The sequence below is a fragment of the Rhodococcus sp. LMD genome, from assembly GCF_056108245.1.
Genome location: NZ_CM148557.1, coordinates 641,732 through 659,200, shown reverse-complemented (window position 1 = coordinate 659,200; position 17,469 = coordinate 641,732). Strand labels below are relative to the sequence as shown.

17 protein-coding genes are annotated in these 17,469 nt (G+C 69.0%); 1 reads left to right on the top strand and 16 read right to left on the bottom strand.

The genetic code is table 11. The features are described from left to right. The 11 genes from ACWPQI_RS03060 to ACWPQI_RS03010 all read right to left on the bottom strand — a co-directional run bounded on the left by ACWPQI_RS03060 (position 1) and on the right by ACWPQI_RS03010 (position 12,266). Positions 1-1,416: an NAD(P)/FAD-dependent oxidoreductase gene (locus ACWPQI_RS03060; protein WP_474738635.1), complete on the bottom strand. Its 1,416-nt coding sequence runs from the start codon at positions 1,414-1,416 to the stop codon at positions 1-3. Beyond that, positions 1,413-2,813 carry an NAD(P)/FAD-dependent oxidoreductase gene (locus ACWPQI_RS03055; protein WP_010594566.1) on the bottom strand — a complete coding sequence of 467 codons (1,401 nt, stop codon included), beginning with the start codon at positions 2,811-2,813 and terminating at the stop codon, positions 1,413-1,415. The genes ACWPQI_RS03060 and ACWPQI_RS03055 overlap by 4 nt, the downstream gene beginning before the upstream one ends. Before the next feature lie 11 nt (positions 2,814-2,824). Next, positions 2,825-3,850 (bottom strand): bifunctional lysylphosphatidylglycerol flippase/synthetase MprF, encoded by a 1,026-nt coding sequence (locus ACWPQI_RS03050; protein ID WP_082061329.1) that lies wholly within the window; start codon positions 3,848-3,850, stop codon positions 2,825-2,827. Beyond that, positions 3,847-4,305 (bottom strand): type II toxin-antitoxin system RatA family toxin, encoded by a 459-nt coding sequence (locus tag ACWPQI_RS03045; RefSeq protein WP_010594568.1) that lies wholly within the window; start codon positions 4,303-4,305, stop codon positions 3,847-3,849. The genes ACWPQI_RS03050 and ACWPQI_RS03045 overlap by 4 nt, the downstream gene beginning before the upstream one ends. Before the next feature lie 23 nt (positions 4,306-4,328). After that, entirely contained in the window at positions 4,329-5,570 is a 1,242-nt protein-coding gene (locus ACWPQI_RS03040; protein ID WP_040273763.1) for an aspartate aminotransferase family protein, read from the bottom strand. Further along, positions 5,567-6,607 (bottom strand): SDR family oxidoreductase, encoded by a 1,041-nt coding sequence (locus ACWPQI_RS03035; RefSeq protein WP_230831691.1) that lies wholly within the window; start codon positions 6,605-6,607, stop codon positions 5,567-5,569. Before ACWPQI_RS03035 ends, ACWPQI_RS03040 begins: the two co-directional genes overlap by 4 nt. A gap of 10 nt (positions 6,608-6,617) precedes the next feature. After that, positions 6,618-7,748 carry an acyl-CoA dehydrogenase family protein gene (locus tag ACWPQI_RS03030; protein WP_040273761.1) on the bottom strand — a complete coding sequence of 377 codons (1,131 nt, stop codon included), beginning with the start codon at positions 7,746-7,748 and terminating at the stop codon, positions 6,618-6,620. Continuing rightward, positions 7,729-8,232: a hypothetical protein gene (locus tag ACWPQI_RS03025; RefSeq protein WP_010594572.1), complete on the bottom strand. Its 504-nt coding sequence runs from the start codon at positions 8,230-8,232 to the stop codon at positions 7,729-7,731. Before ACWPQI_RS03025 ends, ACWPQI_RS03030 begins: the two co-directional genes overlap by 20 nt. After that, on the bottom strand, positions 8,220-10,466 hold the full coding sequence (locus tag ACWPQI_RS03020) for an MMPL family transporter (protein WP_210062557.1): 2,247 nt from the start codon (positions 10,464-10,466) through the stop codon (positions 8,220-8,222). The genes ACWPQI_RS03025 and ACWPQI_RS03020 overlap by 13 nt, the downstream gene beginning before the upstream one ends. Positions 10,467-10,863: 397 nt before the next feature. Beyond that, positions 10,864-11,526 (bottom strand): TetR/AcrR family transcriptional regulator, encoded by a 663-nt coding sequence (locus tag ACWPQI_RS03015; protein WP_474738634.1) that lies wholly within the window; start codon positions 11,524-11,526, stop codon positions 10,864-10,866. Between the two features lie 59 nt (positions 11,527-11,585). After that, positions 11,586-12,266 carry an SGNH/GDSL hydrolase family protein gene (locus tag ACWPQI_RS03010; protein ID WP_234420158.1) on the bottom strand — a complete coding sequence of 227 codons (681 nt, stop codon included), beginning with the start codon at positions 12,264-12,266 and terminating at the stop codon, positions 11,586-11,588. A gap of 185 nt (positions 12,267-12,451) precedes the next feature. Here ACWPQI_RS03010 and ACWPQI_RS03005 point away from each other — a divergent pair, with 185 nt between their 5' ends. Further along, positions 12,452-13,321, top strand: coding sequence for a 5-oxoprolinase subunit C family protein (locus ACWPQI_RS03005; RefSeq protein WP_026137814.1), 870 nt, complete (start codon positions 12,452-12,454; stop codon positions 13,319-13,321). Between the two features lie 12 nt (positions 13,322-13,333). Here ACWPQI_RS03005 and ACWPQI_RS03000 read toward each other — a convergent pair whose 3' ends face one another. The 5 genes from ACWPQI_RS03000 to ispD form a co-directional block, all read right to left on the bottom strand. Continuing rightward, positions 13,334-13,804, bottom strand: a complete 471-nt coding sequence (locus ACWPQI_RS03000) for a hypothetical protein (protein ID WP_040273753.1) — start codon at positions 13,802-13,804, stop codon at positions 13,334-13,336. A gap of 117 nt (positions 13,805-13,921) precedes the next feature. Next, positions 13,922-14,884, bottom strand: coding sequence for a 23S rRNA (guanosine(2251)-2'-O)-methyltransferase RlmB (rlmB, locus tag ACWPQI_RS02995; protein WP_010594578.1), 963 nt, complete (start codon positions 14,882-14,884; stop codon positions 13,922-13,924). Further along, the gene (gene cysS / locus ACWPQI_RS02990; RefSeq protein ID WP_304433673.1) at positions 14,884-16,278 is read right to left on the bottom strand and encodes a cysteine--tRNA ligase; all 1,395 of its coding nucleotides are present in this window, start codon (positions 16,276-16,278) and stop codon (positions 14,884-14,886) included. Before cysS ends, rlmB begins: the two co-directional genes overlap by 1 nt. 11 nt (positions 16,279-16,289) lie before the next feature. Beyond that, on the bottom strand, positions 16,290-16,766 hold the full coding sequence (gene ispF / locus ACWPQI_RS02985) for a 2-C-methyl-D-erythritol 2,4-cyclodiphosphate synthase (protein ID WP_010594581.1): 477 nt from the start codon (positions 16,764-16,766) through the stop codon (positions 16,290-16,292). After that, positions 16,767-17,459: a 2-C-methyl-D-erythritol 4-phosphate cytidylyltransferase gene (ispD, locus tag ACWPQI_RS02980; RefSeq protein ID WP_064066305.1), complete on the bottom strand. Its 693-nt coding sequence runs from the start codon at positions 17,457-17,459 to the stop codon at positions 16,767-16,769. Positions 17,460-17,469: the final 10 nt, after the last annotated feature.

Genomic DNA, 17,469 nt, shown 5'->3' with positions numbered 1-17,469 from the left:
TCACCTCGCCTGCTTCCGGCCGAACTGCCGGTACAGCGATGCCCGCGCATCGTCGACGACGGAGACCACCGAGTTGTGCGGCCGACTCGCGGCACGGACCATGGACACCGCCGCGGGCAGACCCATCAGCCTGCGTGGGTTGTACTCGTGCCTCAGCATGAGCGTGAGATTGTCCCTGCGCCGCCGGGACGCACTGATGTATCGGAACAGTTCGATGTCCACCGAATTGGTCGGAAGACCCAGTCCGATCGACCGGGAGAAGTAGTACATCGGACGCGCTTCGGCGTCGCGTTCCTTCCACCACCGTCGGGTAGCGCGGTCGATGGTGCGCGGGCTCCCCCATTCCGGCAGCACCGTGCGGGTGAACATCCGCACCTGCCGCAGGGCATCGGAGATCCCCTGGCCGGTGATGACGTCCTTGAAGTGCCCGGAGTCGCCGATCAGCACCCAGCCCGGTCCCGCCGCCTCCCGGAAGTAGCCGTCCATCCGACGTACCTGGCGGACGTCACCGACCTGTTCCGCGGCGGCCATGAGACCGCGCAACGTGGGGATGATGCGCTGCGCGTTCTCCTCGAACACCTCCCTGTTCCGGTAGTCGCGGGGGTCGTCGCGGGGCGGCTGGGCGACCACCAGGGTCAGGCCGTCGTCGCACGGGACCATGAAGTAGATGTCGCGGCCGTCACGAACCAGCTGGAACTCGGGCGGCACCGGCAGATTCCGGTAGTACCGCCAGACGGCATCACGATCGTTGGTGGTGACCGCGTACTTGGCGGAACCCACGAGCTTGGCAACCGTCGAGTTCCTGCCGTCCGCACCCACGACCAGCGGTGCCAGGATCCGGATCTCGCTGCCGTCGGCTCTCGTCGCCAGCACCCCCCGCACCCGTCCGTTGTTCTCCTTCAGCAGCCGTCGCACCGTCACGCCGGTGCGCACCGGCACCCCGACGGCTTCGACCCTGCGGCGCAGGAGCTCGTCGAGGCCCGACCGTCGCACACACATCCGCGGCCACTGCGGGTGATGCACGGACATGTCCACTCCGTCCATGACCGTTCGAGTGGAATGCAGTGGTGGAGCACCGAACTCGTGCAACTCACGCAGCACACCCAGCTCGTCCCACAGCCGCAGGTCCTGCAGGTAGTGGGTGGAGAGCACATCCGTTTCCCGCTCACCACGATCGAGCAGCGCCACGCGCTTTCCCGCCTCCGCGAAGCGGACGGCGAGTGCACACCCCGCGATCCGGGCGCCGACGATCACGATGTCGGCGGTCTCGATGCACGGTTCACCGGTCGAGCTCGAGCTGCTCGCCCCCTCGCAGGTTCCCGCACCGCTCGGCGGCACGGGATCCTGCGTCCCGGCACCGGGCGGGATGTCGTCCGTCGGCGGCGCCAGGACGGCCGAATCGATCTTCGCGCTCATGAGAAGACTCCTTCCTCGGCCGGAGCGACGCGTCCGGGCACGTCCTCCCGGGACTTCGGCGATCCGGTCCGCAGGTCGTGCCGATCGGCGAGGTCGAGCATCCGCAGGTATGCCCTCGTGCCGGCCTCGAGCGCGGGCTTCGGCAGTGTCAGGCCCCGCAGGCGGGTCCACGGCAGGGTGCTGTCGGCCGCGCTGCCGCCCACCGTCCGCCCGAAGCGCCAGGCGGAATCCACGGCGAGCGACAGACCGTGACCACACCAGGCGCCCGCGTAGAGGACACCGGGCCGTCCGGGCACCGGAGCGACGACCGGCAGCCGGTCCTCGGTGCTCCCGGCCAGCGCAGTCCATCTCGCCACCACCGGCACATCCTTCAGAATCGGGAATCTCTCACCGATCTCGCGACGAAGTCTCTGCTGTACCGCATCCGCGGTGCGGGCGTCGGGGACGGGATCGCCGGTCGGTACGACGACCGGTCCCCCGCCGAACACCAGCCGGTGGTCGGCGGTCATTCGGTAGTAGTTGAAATAGTTTCGCTGGTCGATGATTCCGCCACGACCGTTCCAGCCGAGGGCGGCGCGCTGTTCGAAGCTCAGCGGGTCGGTGGCCAGTACGTGAGCTCGGATCGTCACCACCGAGTTCGGGAAGGGATTGAGCTTCTGCGCGTACCCGTCCACGGCCAACAGGACACGGTCCGCGGTGATGTCGGCCGACGCGGTGTAGAGCTTGGTCGCACCCCCTCGTGCCGGCTGCATGTCGACGACACGACTGTGCTCGTGGATCTCGACACCGCGGCGGCGTAGTGCGTCGGCCAGACCGAGCAGCAGGCGGTACGGATCCACGAGCAGCACGTTCTCGTACGAGAATCCGGCCACGTATCCCGGTCCCGCCCGTTCGACGAGGTCCTGCGGCCCGAGCCACTCGACGCCGTAGCCGAGTTGTTCGAGGTGCATCAGGTGGGCCGCCATCCGCTCGCGCTGACGAGGCGTGAGCGCCGCGAGCGTGTGCGGTTCCTCTCGCGCATCACAGTCGATCTGCTCGGTCCGGATGAGCTCGCGCAGCAGGTTCACCCCGTGCTGGGAGGCGCCGAAGGCGGCGCGCGCCGTGGTGTCGCCGTACTTCCTCCTCAGCGACGCGAGCGGAATCTTCAGACCGGGACCGACGATGCCGGTGCTGGCGCCCGTCGCCCCCGATCCGATCCGGCCGGCCTCCAGGACGGTGATGTTCAGTTCGGGCCGTTCCCTGGCCGCGTAGTAGGCCGCGGTGAGTCCGGCGAGTCCGGCGCCGACGACCACGAGGTCGGCCCCGGCCGACCCGCGAAGTCGTGGTGCATCGGGGACGTAATCCGCCAGTTGCTTCCAGATCGGTGCCGTGTCCAGGCACCGGGTCGCATCGACCATTGTTCCTCCTTTCAGAGCGAATTCGTCGCCCGGGCGAGACTCCAGAGGTCTCGCAGGCGAACACGACCGGGAAATGCGATGTACTCCGGCGTCACCAGGGTGGGACGCCATTTGAGCTTGAAGGCCAGCTGACTCGCGGCCGGATAGACGGCCGAACCGTGCTTCGCGATCAGTCCTGTTGCGGTGCTCAGCATGCGGGACGCACCCGGAAGAGCAGCGTCCGGGTCGATGCCGACGAACGGTGTGAGCCCCAGGTGCAGCCAGGGCGCATCGTCCTCGCGCAGCACCTGTGCCGCCTCGGCGAAGATGTGCTCGACAACGCCGGGTGGCGCGTCCGGGGATCGCCGCGTCAAGTCGTAGAGCCAGCCGGCCTTCTCGCCGAAGACGGGCGAGTAGGAGATGTACGCGACGATCCGGCCGGCGGCTTCGGCGACGAAGAGCCGGCGTTGCTCCTGGACCTCGCCGCCGCGCTCCCCGACCATCAGCCTGAGTCCCTTGACGTGACGCCCCTTGTTCCGCAACCACGCGGCATCGAGCCGGTCCAGTCGGGTGGCGAACGCGGGGTCGGTCAGCTGCTCCGGCGTCGCCTCGCGCACGGTCACCCCCTCACGACGCGAACGGGTGATCATGTTGCGGGTCTTGACGAACTTCCGGCCGCGCAGGCTGAATGCGGAGAGGTCGATGCTGTACGAGGATCCGAACTGATTGACCACCCATCCGTTCGCGGCTGCGCGCTCGGCATCGGACCGCTCCAGTTGCACGGCCACGACCCGTTTCCCGGCGCGCTTCGCCGCTTCGGCGAAGGCATGGTCGACGGCGGATCGATCGTGCTCGGGGGTGACGGCACCGGTGAACTGGATCCAGTAACGTCGGCCGACCGGCCGGTAGGCGACGAACCCGGTGCGACCCGGCACCGTGAAGTACCGGTTGCCCTCGTTGAGTGCGAGGAACGCGGACGAACTCCGGGCGTAGTCCCGCAGCACGGCGAGCGCATCTCGCCGCGCGAGGTGCTGCGCGGCGTCCTGGGTGGTGGTCACGCGTCGACCGCCAGCGCCGGCTGTCGTATCTCGCCGAACAACCCGGACAGGATGAGGGCGATGTTCTCGCGCAGCGCACCCTCGGCGACCGGGTCGAGAATGTCGGCCAGTGACGGAATGCCCAGGTCGAACCGGGCGTCGAAGACCACCGACGCGCCGTCTTCCGTCCGGCCGATGCGCCAGGTTCCGTCGAACACCTCGAAGTCCCCTTCGAGTTGCGTGAACGCGATCGTTCCGGCGTCGCGGTCGAGCACATCGTGCTCGGTCCAGCGCAGCAGCCCCTTGCGGAACTTGACGGTCCAGCTGGACCGGACTTCGCCGGCGTCCCCGGGGGCCACCTCGACCGCGACCACAGCCTCGGTCAATCGGGGGTAGCTCTCGAAGTCGCCGATCCGGTCGAAGGCGGCGCTCGGGTCGATTCCGGGGAGGACGAACGACATGGTGACACTGCGCATGGGGGTTCTCCTTGCTGTAGGGCTCAGGCGAAAAAGGCAGCGGACAGCGCGTCGGTGAACGCGGTCAGGAAGAAGTCCAGTTCACCGTCGGAAAGGACGGCCGGCGGGGTGAGACGTAGCACTGTCGGCGAATTCAGGGAGTGGTTGACCAGAACCCCGCGATCGACGAGGTTCAGGTACAGGTCTCCGACCGATCGAGGATCGTCGAACTCGATGCCGATCAGCAGTCCGCGGCCGCGGACCTCGATGCGGTGCGCCGAGGAGTGAGCCGCCACGGCGTTCCCGACGGCGTGGACGAGGCGCCGGCCCAGATCCGCCGCCTTGCCGACGATGTCGTCGTCGCGCATGACCCGGATCGTCGCCGCGGCTGCCGCACACGCGATCGGCGAGGCCGCGAAGGTCGAGGAATGCAGGTACGGGTCCTTGGCGAACGGTTGATACGTCTCTGCTGTGGCGACCATCGCGGAGATCGGGACGACACCGCCCGAGAGTCCCTTACCGACGAGCATGATGTCCGGAACGATCCGAGCGTCGTCGATACCCCACCACGTGCCCAAGCGCCCCAGACCGGTCTGGATCTCGTCGACGATCAACAGCGCGTCGTGCTGTCGGCACAGATCGGCCGCGGCGGCGAGATAGCCGGGAGGGGGCACGATCACCCCTCCCTCACCCTGTACCGGCTCGACGATGAGGACGCCCCGGCCCGCGACCCGGGCGAGCACGGCGTCGAGTTCGGCGGCGTCCCCGTACCGCACGGCGGTCACCCCCGGCAGCAGCGGCTCGAACGGCCTCTGGAAGACCGGGCGGGCGGTGACACTCAGTGCCCCCAGGGTCTTGCCGTGGAAGCCGTTGACGGTCGTGACGATCTCGGTCTTGCCATGTGCCCGCGCCAGCTTCAACGCCGCCTCGGTGGCCTCGGCGCCCGAGTTGACGAAGTGCACGAGGTCCAGGCCCGCAGGCGTGACGGCGGACAGTGCCGCCGCCGCGTGCACGCCCGCGGGTTCGAAGAAGACGCGCGTCGACATCGGGTGCGTGTCGATCTGCCGGTGCACCGCTGCCGTCACCTCCGGATGCCGGTGCCCGAGCAGATACACCCCGTGGCCGCCGAAGTTCAGGAAGCGCCGACCGTCCGCGACGACGACCCAGGCGCCCTCCGACGCGATCTCCTCCATGCCCCCGAGCAGACGGCCCAGAGCGGCCCGCCCGCTGCCCTGGTGAGCACGGCAGAGGTCCTCGATCCCGGTCCGGACGCCCGAGGCGGTCACGCCGCCCGCCCGTCGTCGTCGCCGGCCACGAGCCCCTTCACCTGCGCCCAGTAGCGCATCGACAGGTAGGCCGTCTTCCGGAGCTCCTCCGTGGTGACCTGCGCGGCGAAGCCCAGTTCCGGCAGCGAGTTCGGCAACGGGTCGGCGCTCTGGAAGAGCCAGGCGAACTCGAGCAGATCGCGGAACTTCGCCTGGAGTGGGGCCGGAAGCGAATCCTCCAGCAGCGGAAGGATCAGGCGGTCCACGGCTTCGGTCGGGATGAGACGCGGTTCCCGCGTCGACAGACCCAGGTCACCCGCCAGGCCCATGCACAGGTCCATGATCTGCCGTGCACACAATGCCTGGTCGCCGGCTGTGAGCCAGTACTCGCCGGAGGTGACCTCCTGACGTACGAGCCGGCCGATGACGGCCGCAACCAGGTCCTGCGGTACGAAGTCGATGAGAGCGTTCGCCGGCATCGGGATCATCGGTGCGGAGCCCCGCACGATCGCTCCCAGCACGGCGTGCAGACCCTGGAACGCCGCCATCCGCCCGTCCGCCGAATCACCGATGACGATCGACGGCCGCACGATCACACTCGGCACGGCATGCGACCGGACGAGCGCCTCGGCTTCGATCTTGGACTGCACATAGGCCGCGGCTCCCGGCGAATGTCCCTGTGCCGAAGGTGGATCCGCGACGAAGGCGGTACTGAAGAAGTACAGCGGCGCCGATGCCTGCGTCGCCAGCTCCAGCAATGCCGTCGGGCCACCGAGATTGACCTCACGAATCCGTCGCGGGTCCTCCCGCCAACTGGTTGCCGCCGCCGCGTGCACGATCACATCCACCCGGCGGGACAGCACGGCGTAGTCGCCGGCGGACAGGCCGAGCCGCGGTTCGGCGAAGGACCCGGCGAACTCGCTGACCCGGACGTCGTCGACCGGGTTGCGGTTGCGCATGCAGACCACGTCGAAGTCGTGCGACAGTTCGTCGATCAGTGCCCGTCCGACGACGCCGGAGCCGCCGGTCAACAACAGTGTCTTTCTACGCCACGTCATTCTTCGCTCCTCATGCGATCTCGAGGGGGCTGCCCGCGAAATAGCGCGTCAGCGGTCCCGCCATTCGCGTGCGCGACGGCGGGTGGAAGCCGAGGCCGTTGACGGCCGCGGCGAGGTATCCGACGTCGTCCGACGTCATGAAATTCATGCCACCGAGCAGTTCGACCGCTCGGGGTACCACCGACGCGATCGTGTCCTGTACCGCGTACCGCACCAACAGGGTGTCGGCCAGGAGCCCCGCGTCCGTCTGCGCGTGCGGGACCTGCCGGGCGATGTTCTCGATCGCCGCGTGCGCGCTCTCGGTGCGCGAGACGAGCTGCATCCGCTCGACGTCGGCGGATCGTTCCACCGACAGCACACGCTCGACCAGTGCGCTGGCCGCACCCAGGTACGAGGCGGCCATGAGCAGCTCGAACCACACGAAACCCGCGGTCTGGACGGCGTCGAGCCGCCCGTCCTCGGTCACCTCCGTGAGTACCACCAGATCCGCAGGCACCAGGACGTCGTCGATCGTCACCTGATCGCTCTCGGCGCCGGCGAGAGCGAAGCTGGACCAGAACGGAGCGACCGTCACACCCGGGTCGTCGGCGGGAATGAGGGCGACGGCCAGCCGGTCCCCGCGACCGTCCGGGGAGGGCAGCCGGAGACTGGCCGTGAGCAGGTCCATGGACCGCGCCAGACTGCACGGTCGTTTCGTCCCGCTGACCCGGACCCCGTCGGCCGTCACGGTGGCGTCCATGGTCGGGGTGAGGATGTGGCCGTCGGGGCGGCCCTCCGCGAATCCGGACGCGACGAGCATGTTCTTCGCGGAGATCGCTTCGAGGACGAGCCACTCCTTCCCCCCGGTCTCGGCGAGCAGCACGAGGCTGGACACGGAGAAGTGGTGCATGGTGCTCGCCACGGCCAGGGACGGCGACCGCGAGCCCAGTGCCCGCTGGATCCTGACGGCATCGAGAGCATTCGCGCCCTTGCCCTTGTATTCGACCGGAATCACGAGTCCGGCTCCGCCGGCATCACGCAGCAGCGGGATACCGAGGGCCGCACTGCCCTCGAGGTCCGCGAGCGGGACATCGGCCAGCGCGTCGTCGAGTCCCGGCAGGAACTGCTCGAGTACGGCACGTTCACGCGCGAGGAAGCGCACGTCGAAACCCCCTGTGGTTCGTGGAATCGTCGGAGCGGACACCGACGCGGTGGTAGGCACGGTCGAAGGCATCGAACTCCGGATGCTTCACCGGTTCGAACGAGATTCCGAACGGCTTCATGGTGTTTCCGAACAGAGCTCGGTCTCCGCACAGATGGATCGGCAGTGCGAGAAGCGCCCATTCCGGACCGAAGATCAGCGACCATGCCGCCGCAATCGCGGCTGCCGTGAGGAAGCTGTGCATCACGTTGTAGGCGACATAGTAGCCCTTCGCAACCGCGTGATCCGCGCTGCGCCGGTACGCGATCGCGCCCGGAATGTAGCCGATGATGTCGATGATCAGAAAGAGCGCGACGAACGCCACCCAGTCGATCTCGTCGAGATGGGCGACGGCCAGCACCACGACGACCACCAGTGCGAGAAACCACTCGGCCCGCGCGACCGCATGCGTGGCCTCGGTTTCGAATCTGTTCAGGTTGTCCACAGCGACTGCTCTTTTCGTAGTTCTGGGATCGGGACCGCTTCCCCTTCGCGGAATCCGCGTCTGGCGTGCCATCGGGCCAGCGGCGCGGGCGCCCACCAGTTGTACCGGCCCGTCAGTGCCATGACGGCCGGGACGAGGAACGTGCGCACCACGAACGCGTCCACCAGCACGCAGATGGTCAGTCCGAGGCCGAGTCCGCGCATGAACGAAACCTCCCCGGCGGTGATCGCCAGGAAGACCACCGTCATGACGACCGCGGCGGCCGTGACGATGCGACCTGTCCGCGCCAGGCCGGCACACACCGACCTCTGGTTGTTCCCGGTCGCCAGCCATTCCTCGCGGATGCGCGACAACACGAAGACCTCGTAGTCCATCGAGAGCGCATAGGCGATGGCAGCGAGCAGGGGTGGAACGAACGCCGTGACGTGTCCGGTCGCGGTGGTACCCAGACCCCCGAGGTTGCCGTCCTGGAAGATCCACACCATGGCGCCGAATCCGGCTGTGAGCGAGAGGGCGTTGGTGACCAGCGCTTTGACCGGAAGCACCACGCTGCCGGTCATCAGGAACATGAGCACGAACGTCGCGAGAGCGATCAGCGCGACTGCGACGGGCACGCGGTCGGTGATGCCGTGCACGTTGTCGAGGTCACGCTGCGCGAGGCCGCCGAAGAGTGTGGGTGCCGGCGACCGGACCTCGCGCAACCGTTCGAGCTGCTCTTTGCCCTCCTGTGAGTACGGGTCCTTCGTGGTCGAGACCGTGACGTATGCGCTGTCACCGGAGATTGCCGAATCGACTCGGAGTGGGCTGATCTGCATGCCCTTCGCATACACCCCGCCGGGGCTGCTGACCGACAGGACACCGTCGATTGTCGAGAGTTCCCTCGCGTAGTCCGCGACCTGCGGCACGGTCGTCACTGCACCGGTCAGAACGATCGGGGTCGAGCCGGCGAAGTCCTGGGCGAAATCGGCTCGCAGAATGTCGCCCGTCTGCCGCGAAGTCGTCGACTCCGGCAGCGCCCGGTCGTCGGGATACGCCAACTGCACACCCTGGAACGGCCACGCGAGGGTCAGCAGCGCGATCGTGAGCGTCACCAGGACGACGACCGGTCGTCGCATCACCGCCGCCGACGTGCGGTACCAGAACGAATCCTCGACGGCGCGGATCGGCACGGCTTCGCGACGGAACCAGCGTCGCAGCGGCTTTCGCACATCGAGTGCGTCGATGCGATCTCCTGCGAGAACGATCAGCGCCGGCGCGACGCACAGCGCACCCGCCATCGCGAATCCGACACTCGCAAGTCCGGCATATGCCAGGGAGCGAAGCAGATACGGTTCGAAGATCAGCAACGTCGCCAGGGTCACCGCCATGGTCAGCGCCGAATAGAACACGGTCCGGCCGGCCGTCAGCATGGTGCGTACCAGCGCCGCGTGTGCGTCGGTCCCCGCATCCCGTTCCTCACGGAATCGGTTGACGATGAACAGCGTGTAGTCGACCGCGAGAGCCAAGCACAGGCCCGTCGCCAGGTTCACCGCGAACACCGAGACGTCGGTGACGGCGTACAGCGCCCAGAGGCAGGCACCGGTGCCGACGACAGCGATAGCCGCGACGAGCAGCGGGAGCAGCGCCGCGACGAGACTGCCGAACACCCAGACCAGCGCGATGAAGGTCAGCGGTACCGCAATGATCTCGAGCCGGATCAGATCACTTCGGGACTGTTGTGTGCCTTCGTAGTACGTGATGGCCTGACCACCGGCGGTGACGGTCACACCGTCGCGGGTTCCGACGAGGGACGCCGCGATCTCGTGCGCCCTGATCGGTGCCTCCCGATCGTCGCCGGCGATTCGTGCGACGACCAGCCCGGTGTTCCGGTCCGCACTCAGCAGGGCCTGGTCGAGCGGGGAGGGTGCAGTCCAGTACGACGCAATCTGGCCCGCGTGTGGCGAATCTTGCAGTGCCGAAACAATCCTGGAGGATTCGCCGCGCGCTCGCACGCTGCCGGCTCCCGCAGGGTCGGTGACCGTGAACACCACCGGCAGTCCACCCGTTCGGAACGTTTGGTCCAGAATCTGTTCTGCCCGAGCTGATTCCGATGACGGAACATCGTATCCACCGGACGGCAGCCGGGTTGCGGCCGGCGCTGCATAGACACCTGCGACGACGAGGAACAGCATCGCCGCCCCGACCACGGTGCGAGGTAGACGCCATGCCACTTCGGCGAGTCTGCCAAGGATCATGCGCTGTGCCCATTCTGATCAATCACCGGCACGGCAACCTGGACGTCGGCGACCTCGTTGTACACCGACATCCAGATGTGTTGCCGTAACGGTGAATCCCCCCAATGACCTGCCACCGGGGTCCCCTACCCGGTGTGGCCGCTGTCTCGACAGCCATGCGCCGACGTCCCCATCGGCCGGTCGGACCGACGGCGGCGCCGTTGCCGATGATCATGCCCGAGGGCACCCCCGGCGTCAACCTGTCGGCGAACAACCTCGACGACGCTCGGACCGGTCACCCGGATTCCGACGAGTTGGACGTTCCTGTGCATATTGTTGCCCCACAACGAAGTCGGAGGTCCCCGACTCACGGGGCCCGTCATCGAATCGCGCCGGATCACACGCGTGAGACCGTGCCCTATCGGACGGTTCGCCCCGGCGGACGCAGCAGTCCTTCCACGATGCGTCGGACCTTGTCCCCCGCCGCTCCGTCTCCGAGGCGCATGGCGGTGTTCGCGGACCGCAGCACCGCGTCGATCTGGAATGCCGCGAGATCCGCATCGAGATCGGCGATTTCACCGTTCTCGACGGCGACGGCGAGCTCGCCGGAGAGCGCGTCGACCCACTCCTGCTGGTTGCGCGCGAGCGCGTCCCGAACCGGGCCGGGCCGGCTGTCGAACTCCGTCAGATTGGCGGCCTGGAAACAGCCGCCGGCGAACAGTGGCCGTTCCGCGTAGACGATCCAGCGTCCGATGAGCTCCCGGATCCGCGCCACCCCTCGGGGTTCGGACAGGGCAGGACGAACGACGAAATCGACGAACATCGACCGGGCATGATCGACGGTGGCGAGTTGCAGCGCCTCCTTGGTACGGAACAGACTCTGGATACCGGCCTTGCTGAGACCGGTGTCGGTGGCGAGGCGTCCGAAGCTCAGCCCCTCGAGACCGTCCAGCGACGCGAGGTCGACGGCCCGGTCCAGGACCGCGCGACGAGTGCGGGCACCCCGAAGAAGCCGCTTGTCGGTGGTGTCACCGACAAGCGGACTTGCCGTTCCCGACGACGGGGGTGTCGCGCTCGACATGCGGTGAATTTTACGTCACCCGATTCTCCAGCGATTTCGTGGCGGATCCAGTCCTGCCCCTAGGCCCGGTCGGCGCCCACCCGGGCCGCGAGCTGTTCGAGGACCAACGTCGCGAGGACGGCCTGCCCGGTGGTGGCGAAGTGAATCTTGTCCTCACTCAGCAGGTTCTCGCGGTCGTTGAGCGGGTGGTCCCACGAATCGGCGAGGACGGCGTCGAACTCGCGGGCGAGTTTCCGGGTGATGTCGTTGAGGCGGGCGACACGCTCGGTCCAGTCCGGGAAGGCCGGGATGACGAATGCGCGACCCAACGTCAGGACGCTGAGCTGGGCGCCGGTCCCCGCCGCCCAGGTGTACATCGTGCGCAGTCCGTCTTCGATCCGATCCCAGTCGGGATTGCGGCGCAGGAGATCGTTCGCACCGCTGTTGACGTGCAGCAGGTCGGGTTCGAAGGCGGCGATCCGCTCGGCCTGCTCCTCCAGCGCCTGCGCCGTGGTGGCACCGATGCGCGCCGTGTTGAGGTATCGGAGGTCGGGTTCGACCATTCGAAGAACCCGTTCGACCCGAGCGGGCCATCCGAGGTTGTCGTAGCCGGGCGTGGGATCGCCTGCGCCCACCGACAGGCTGTCGCCGAACACGGCGTACCGCTTCCACGGTGCACCCTCGAGCATCGCGGCGGCCGTGGCCGGTGGCAGGACGTGCGGATCGGTGTCCTCGGTGAGCGGCTTCGATACTGTCGTCATGCGGATGAGCATACGATCGACCGTATTACTTCGGCAAGATGTGGCGCGCCTCGCCGTCGCTCGGAGGGGCTGCGTGTCGCTCGCCGGCTGATCGCCGACCGCCGGTCCGGGACGGATATGTTCGGGGGCAGCGAGATCCCCCGGACGCGCCCTCCGCAGGCGGCGGGGCGAGGACAATTTCCCCCATGCAAGGGCTCGAAGTCGTCCACAGCGGAATGTTCACCACCGTCCAGGACCGCGGCCGGCCGGGACGCGAGGACCAGGGGCTGGGCGTATCGGGCGCCGCCGACCGAACGGCGCACGACGCTGCGAACCGCCTGGTCGGCAACGACCCGTCTGCGGCGACGCTCGAGATCACCGCCGGCGGTCTGACGGTGCGCAGCATCGGCGCGAACGTCGTTGCGGTGACGGGCGCCCGCGTGCCGGTCACCGTCGACGGCCACCCCGAGGCCGACTACTCGGTGCTCAGGCTGGACGACGGCGCCGTGCTGGCCCTCGGTAATCCGACGAGCGGAGTGCGCTCGTATCTGGCGGTACGCGGCGGAATCGACGTGCCCGAGACCCACGGCAGCCGATCCACCGACACCCTGACCGGGACCGGGCCCGACCGGCTCAGGGACGGCGACCGGATACCGGTCGGCACCCTGACGGGCGAGCTACCCGGCGAGGAACAGATCCCGCCACCGGCCCCGCCCGAGGACCCGGCACTGCTCCGCGTGCATCTGGGCCCGCACCCCGGAGAGTTCAGCGCCGGTTCGGTGCATGCGCTGCTGCACGAGACATGGGCCGTGACCCCGCAGCTGGACCGCATCGGCATCCGCTTGCAGGGACCCGGCAAGCTGCATCTCGCGCGTGGCGGAACCGATCGTCCGGAGCCGACCGCCCCGGGCTCGGTGCAGGTCCCCCCGGACGGCAACCCCATCCTGTTCCTGGCCGACCATCCCGTCGTCGGCGACCACCCGGTGATCGCCGTCGTCCTGCCCGCCGATCTTCCCGTCGCCGCGCAGCTCGGGCCGGGACATCGGGTGCGGTTCGTCGCCACCCTCACGCGATGACTGCGAAACAGCTCAGGACACCGCCACATCTCCCGGAGGCCGGACCACGGGACTCGGCCCAGCGACGACGCACTCCTGGACATGGTTGTCCCGCACGGTGATTCGTCGCAGCGTGCCGGCCGGTGTGCGGACGTCGACCGTGCCGGTGAGAACGTGATCGAACGTGAAGTTCCCGGACGGGACCGCCGCACGCGAGGCACGCCGCAGCCGCGCCCGGCGCGAGAGGAAGGTGTCGATCAGGTAGGCCAGCCACTCCGTGTAGAAGTAGAAGCACTCGCCGCCGTTCCACACCAGCGCGGCGCCGTCGGCGGTGGGTACCCACTGGCACCACGACAGCGGTCGCCCCCGGGTGGGCAGCCCGTCGGCCGGGGACCGGTGGGGGCCACTGGCCGGTCCGGCGAACGCGACGAGAAAGTCGATCTCGTGTCGGTTCAGCGGCGGATCGATTCCGATCCGTCCCGTGAATTCGGTTCGTTGTGCCATGTGTCCCCCGTCCGCTGTCGATCAGCTCTACCCGATTCGACGCGGCCGGAAGCGGAACGGTTCCCCGACCCCCGCCGCACGGCCGACGGAACGACACCGGCCGCACGGCCGACGGAACTACAGCATGCGGCGTTGACGCGCGATGTCCGCGAGCACGACACCGGCAGCGACGGACGCATTGAGCGACTCCACGTCACCGGCCATCGGGATCGACAGGATCGAGTCGCACGTCTCGCGGACCAGTCGGGACAGCCCCTTGCCTTCGGAGCCGACGACGATCACCACCGGGTCCGTACCGTCGAAATCGTCGAGGGTGGTATCGCCCCCCGCATCCAGACCGACGACCCGGACCCCACGGGACTGCCAGTCCTTGAGGGTGCGCGTCAGATTGGTCGCCCGGGCGACGGGGAGGCGGGCCGCGGCACCCGCGCTGGTTCGCCATGCCACCGCCGAGACGGCAGCGCTGCGACGCTGCGGGATCAGCACGCCGTGGCCGCCGAACGCTGCGACCGACCGGATCACCGCACCGAGGTTCCGCGGGTCGGTGATGTTGTCGAGAGCCACCAACAGCGGCCGCTCGTGGTTGTCGTGGGCGACGGCCAGCAGGTCGTCCGGATGGGCGTAGCGATACGGCGGAACCTGCAATCCGATGCCCTGGTGCATGCCGTTGGCGGTGAGCCGGTCGAGCTCGCCGCGCGGGACCTCCAGGATCGAGATGCCGGCGTCCCCGGCCCGCTGCACGGCCTCCTTGAGTCGCTCGTCCGCCTCGGCGCCCACGGCGACGTACAGTGCCGTCGCGGGAACGTCCGCGCGGAGGCACTCCACCACCGGGTTGCGGCCCAGCACCATCTCCGGGCCGTCCTCGCCCTTGCGGCCGGCCGTGCTGCGGCCGCGCTTGTCGGCGGTCTTCGCCGCAGCACGGGCGCGCCGCGCGGCGGGATGGTAGGGACGGTCCTCGGCCTTGGGGGTGGCACCGCGGCCCTCGAGGCCGCGGCGGCGCTGCCCACCGGACCCGACGACCTGTCCCTTCTTGGTGCCGCCCTTGCGGACCGCACCTCGTCGCTGAGAATTACCAGCCATCACTGCCCTGCTTTCAGGGACCACTCGGGTCCGTTGGGCGTATCGGTCACCTCGATGCCCGCCGCCGTCAATCGATCGCGCACCTCGTCGGCGAGCGCCCAGTTCTTCGCAGCCCGCGCCGCCTGCCGGCGTTCGAGTTCTGCGGACACCAGCACCTCGAGGGCCTCGAGGGCCGCCGAATCGCTGCCGGCCACCTCGGCCCAGTGCGGGTCGAGCGGGTCCACCCCGAGGATCCCGAGCATGGCGCGTACCTGTCCGGCGATGTGCACCGCGGTGTCCAGGTCGCCGGCGTCGAGCGCCTTGTTGCCCTCGCTGCGCCGACCGTGGATCTCGGCGAGCGCCTTCGGCACGCCGAGATCGTCGTCGAGGGCGGCGGCGAACTCCTCGGTCCACTTTCCCACCGGGATCTCGCCGGCCCGGTCCCGGGTCTTGAGGACGAACGACTCCAGTCCGCGGTACCCCGCCGCCGCCTCGTGCAGAGCCGCGTCGGAGTATTCGAGCATGGACCGGTAATGGGCACTGCCCAGGTAGTAGCGCAGCTCCTGCGGGCGCACCCGGGCGAGGACGTTCGGGATGGACAGCACGTTGCCGAGCGACTTGGACATCTTCTCGCCGCCCATCGTCACCCAGCCGTTGTGCAGCCAGTACCGCGCGAACCCGTCGCCGGCAGCCTTGGCCTGGGCGATCTCGTTCTCGTGGTGCGGGAAGACCAGGTCCATGCCGCCGCAGTGGATGTCGAAGGACTCCCCGAGGTAGTACTCGGCCATCGCGGAGCACTCGAGGTGCCAGCCCGGGCGGCCGCGACCCCAGGGTGTCGGCCACGACGGCTCGTCCGGCTTGGCCGCCTTCCACAGGGTGAAGTCACGTGGGTCCCGCTTGCCGCTCCCCGCGCTCTCCCCCTGGTGGACGTCGTCGATCCGGTGCCCCGACAACCGGCCGTACTCGGGGTAGCTGAGCACGTCGAAATACACGTTGCCGTCGGCCGCGTAGGCGTGGCCGGCGTCGATCAGGCGCTGCATCAGCTCGACCATCTGGGTGACGTGGCCCGTCGCGCGCGGCTCCACGGACGGCGGCAGCACCCCGAGCCGATCGTAGGCGTGCGCGAAGGCCCGCTCGTACGTCGTTTTCCACTCCCACCAGGGGCGGCCTGCCTCGGCGGCCTTGCGCAGAATCTTGTCGTCGATGTCTGTGACGTTTCTCACAAAGGCGACATCCAGGCCCTTCGCCATCAGCCAGCGCCGCAGCACGTCGAACGCGACGCCGCTGCGCACGTGGCCGATGTGGGGCTCGCCCTGGACCGTCGCGCCACAGAGGTACACCGAAGCCCGGCCGGGGACCAGCGGAACGAAATCCCGCACGGCCCGCGATTCGGTGTCGAACAAGCGCAAGGTCACGACCGGCAATCCTACCGGTCGTCGTCGCGCGGAAGGACGAGTGCCGTCGCGACGGCGGCGACGCCCTCGCCGCGCCCGGTCAGCCCGAGCCCGTCCGTCGTCGTCGCGGACACCGACACCGGCGCCCCGAGGACCTCGGACAGCACCTGCTGCGCCTCGTCGCGGCGGGGACCGATCTTCGGCCTGTTCCCGATCACCTGGACGGCCGCGTTCCCGATCGTGAAGCCCTGCAGGTCGAGCAGGCGCCGCACCTCGGCGAGCATCGACACCCCGCTCGCGCCGTGCATCTCCGGGCGGCCGGTACCGAAGACCGAACCGAGGTCGCCGAGACCGGCCGCGGAGAGCAGGGCGTCGCACAGCGCGTGCGCCGCGACGTCCCCGTCCGAATGCCCTGCGCACCCGTCGGCATCCTCGAACAGCAACCCGGCCAGCCGGCACGGCCGTCCGGGTTCGATCGGATGGACATCGGTACCGATCCCGACGCGCACTCAGCTCTCCTGTCCGACGGGGGTCCCGGCCGCGAGCACGGCGCGGGCCAGGACCAGATCGAGCGGTGTGGTGATCTTGAAGGCGAGCGGTTCGCCCGGAACGGTGTACACGCTCTCGCCGAGACGCTCGACGAGGCCCGCGTCGTCCGTGGCGTCGCCGGCGCCGGCGTTGGCTCGGCGCAACAGGTCGGCGGCGAATCCCTGCGGCGTCTGCACCGCGCGGAGAGCGGACCGGTCGGGGGTGCCGGTGACCCGGCCCGCGCCGTCGACGCTCTTGACGGTGTCTGCCACCGGCAGCACCGGGATCACCGCGCGGCGACCGCCGCGCAGTTCCGCCACGATCCGGGCGAACAGCTCCGGTGGGGTCAGGGCGCGTGCGGCGTCGTGCACCAGGACGTGGGCGGCGTCCTCCGCGGCCGCCAGTCCGGCGCGCACCGAATCGGTGCGTTCCGCGCCGCCCGCCACCACTTGCACCTGCGGCGGCGCCGTGGCTGCGACGGACGCCACCAGGTCCGGCGGCACCACCACGACGACCCGGTCGACCACCGCCGAGGTCAGCATGGCCTCGACGGCCCGGTCCAGCATCGTGCGCCCGTCGAGTTCGACGAACGCCTTGGGCAGGGATTCGCCCAGGCGGACACCACGGCCGGCCGCCGGAATGATTCCGACGACCGGCCCGTTGCGATCGTTCATCTGCAGTTCT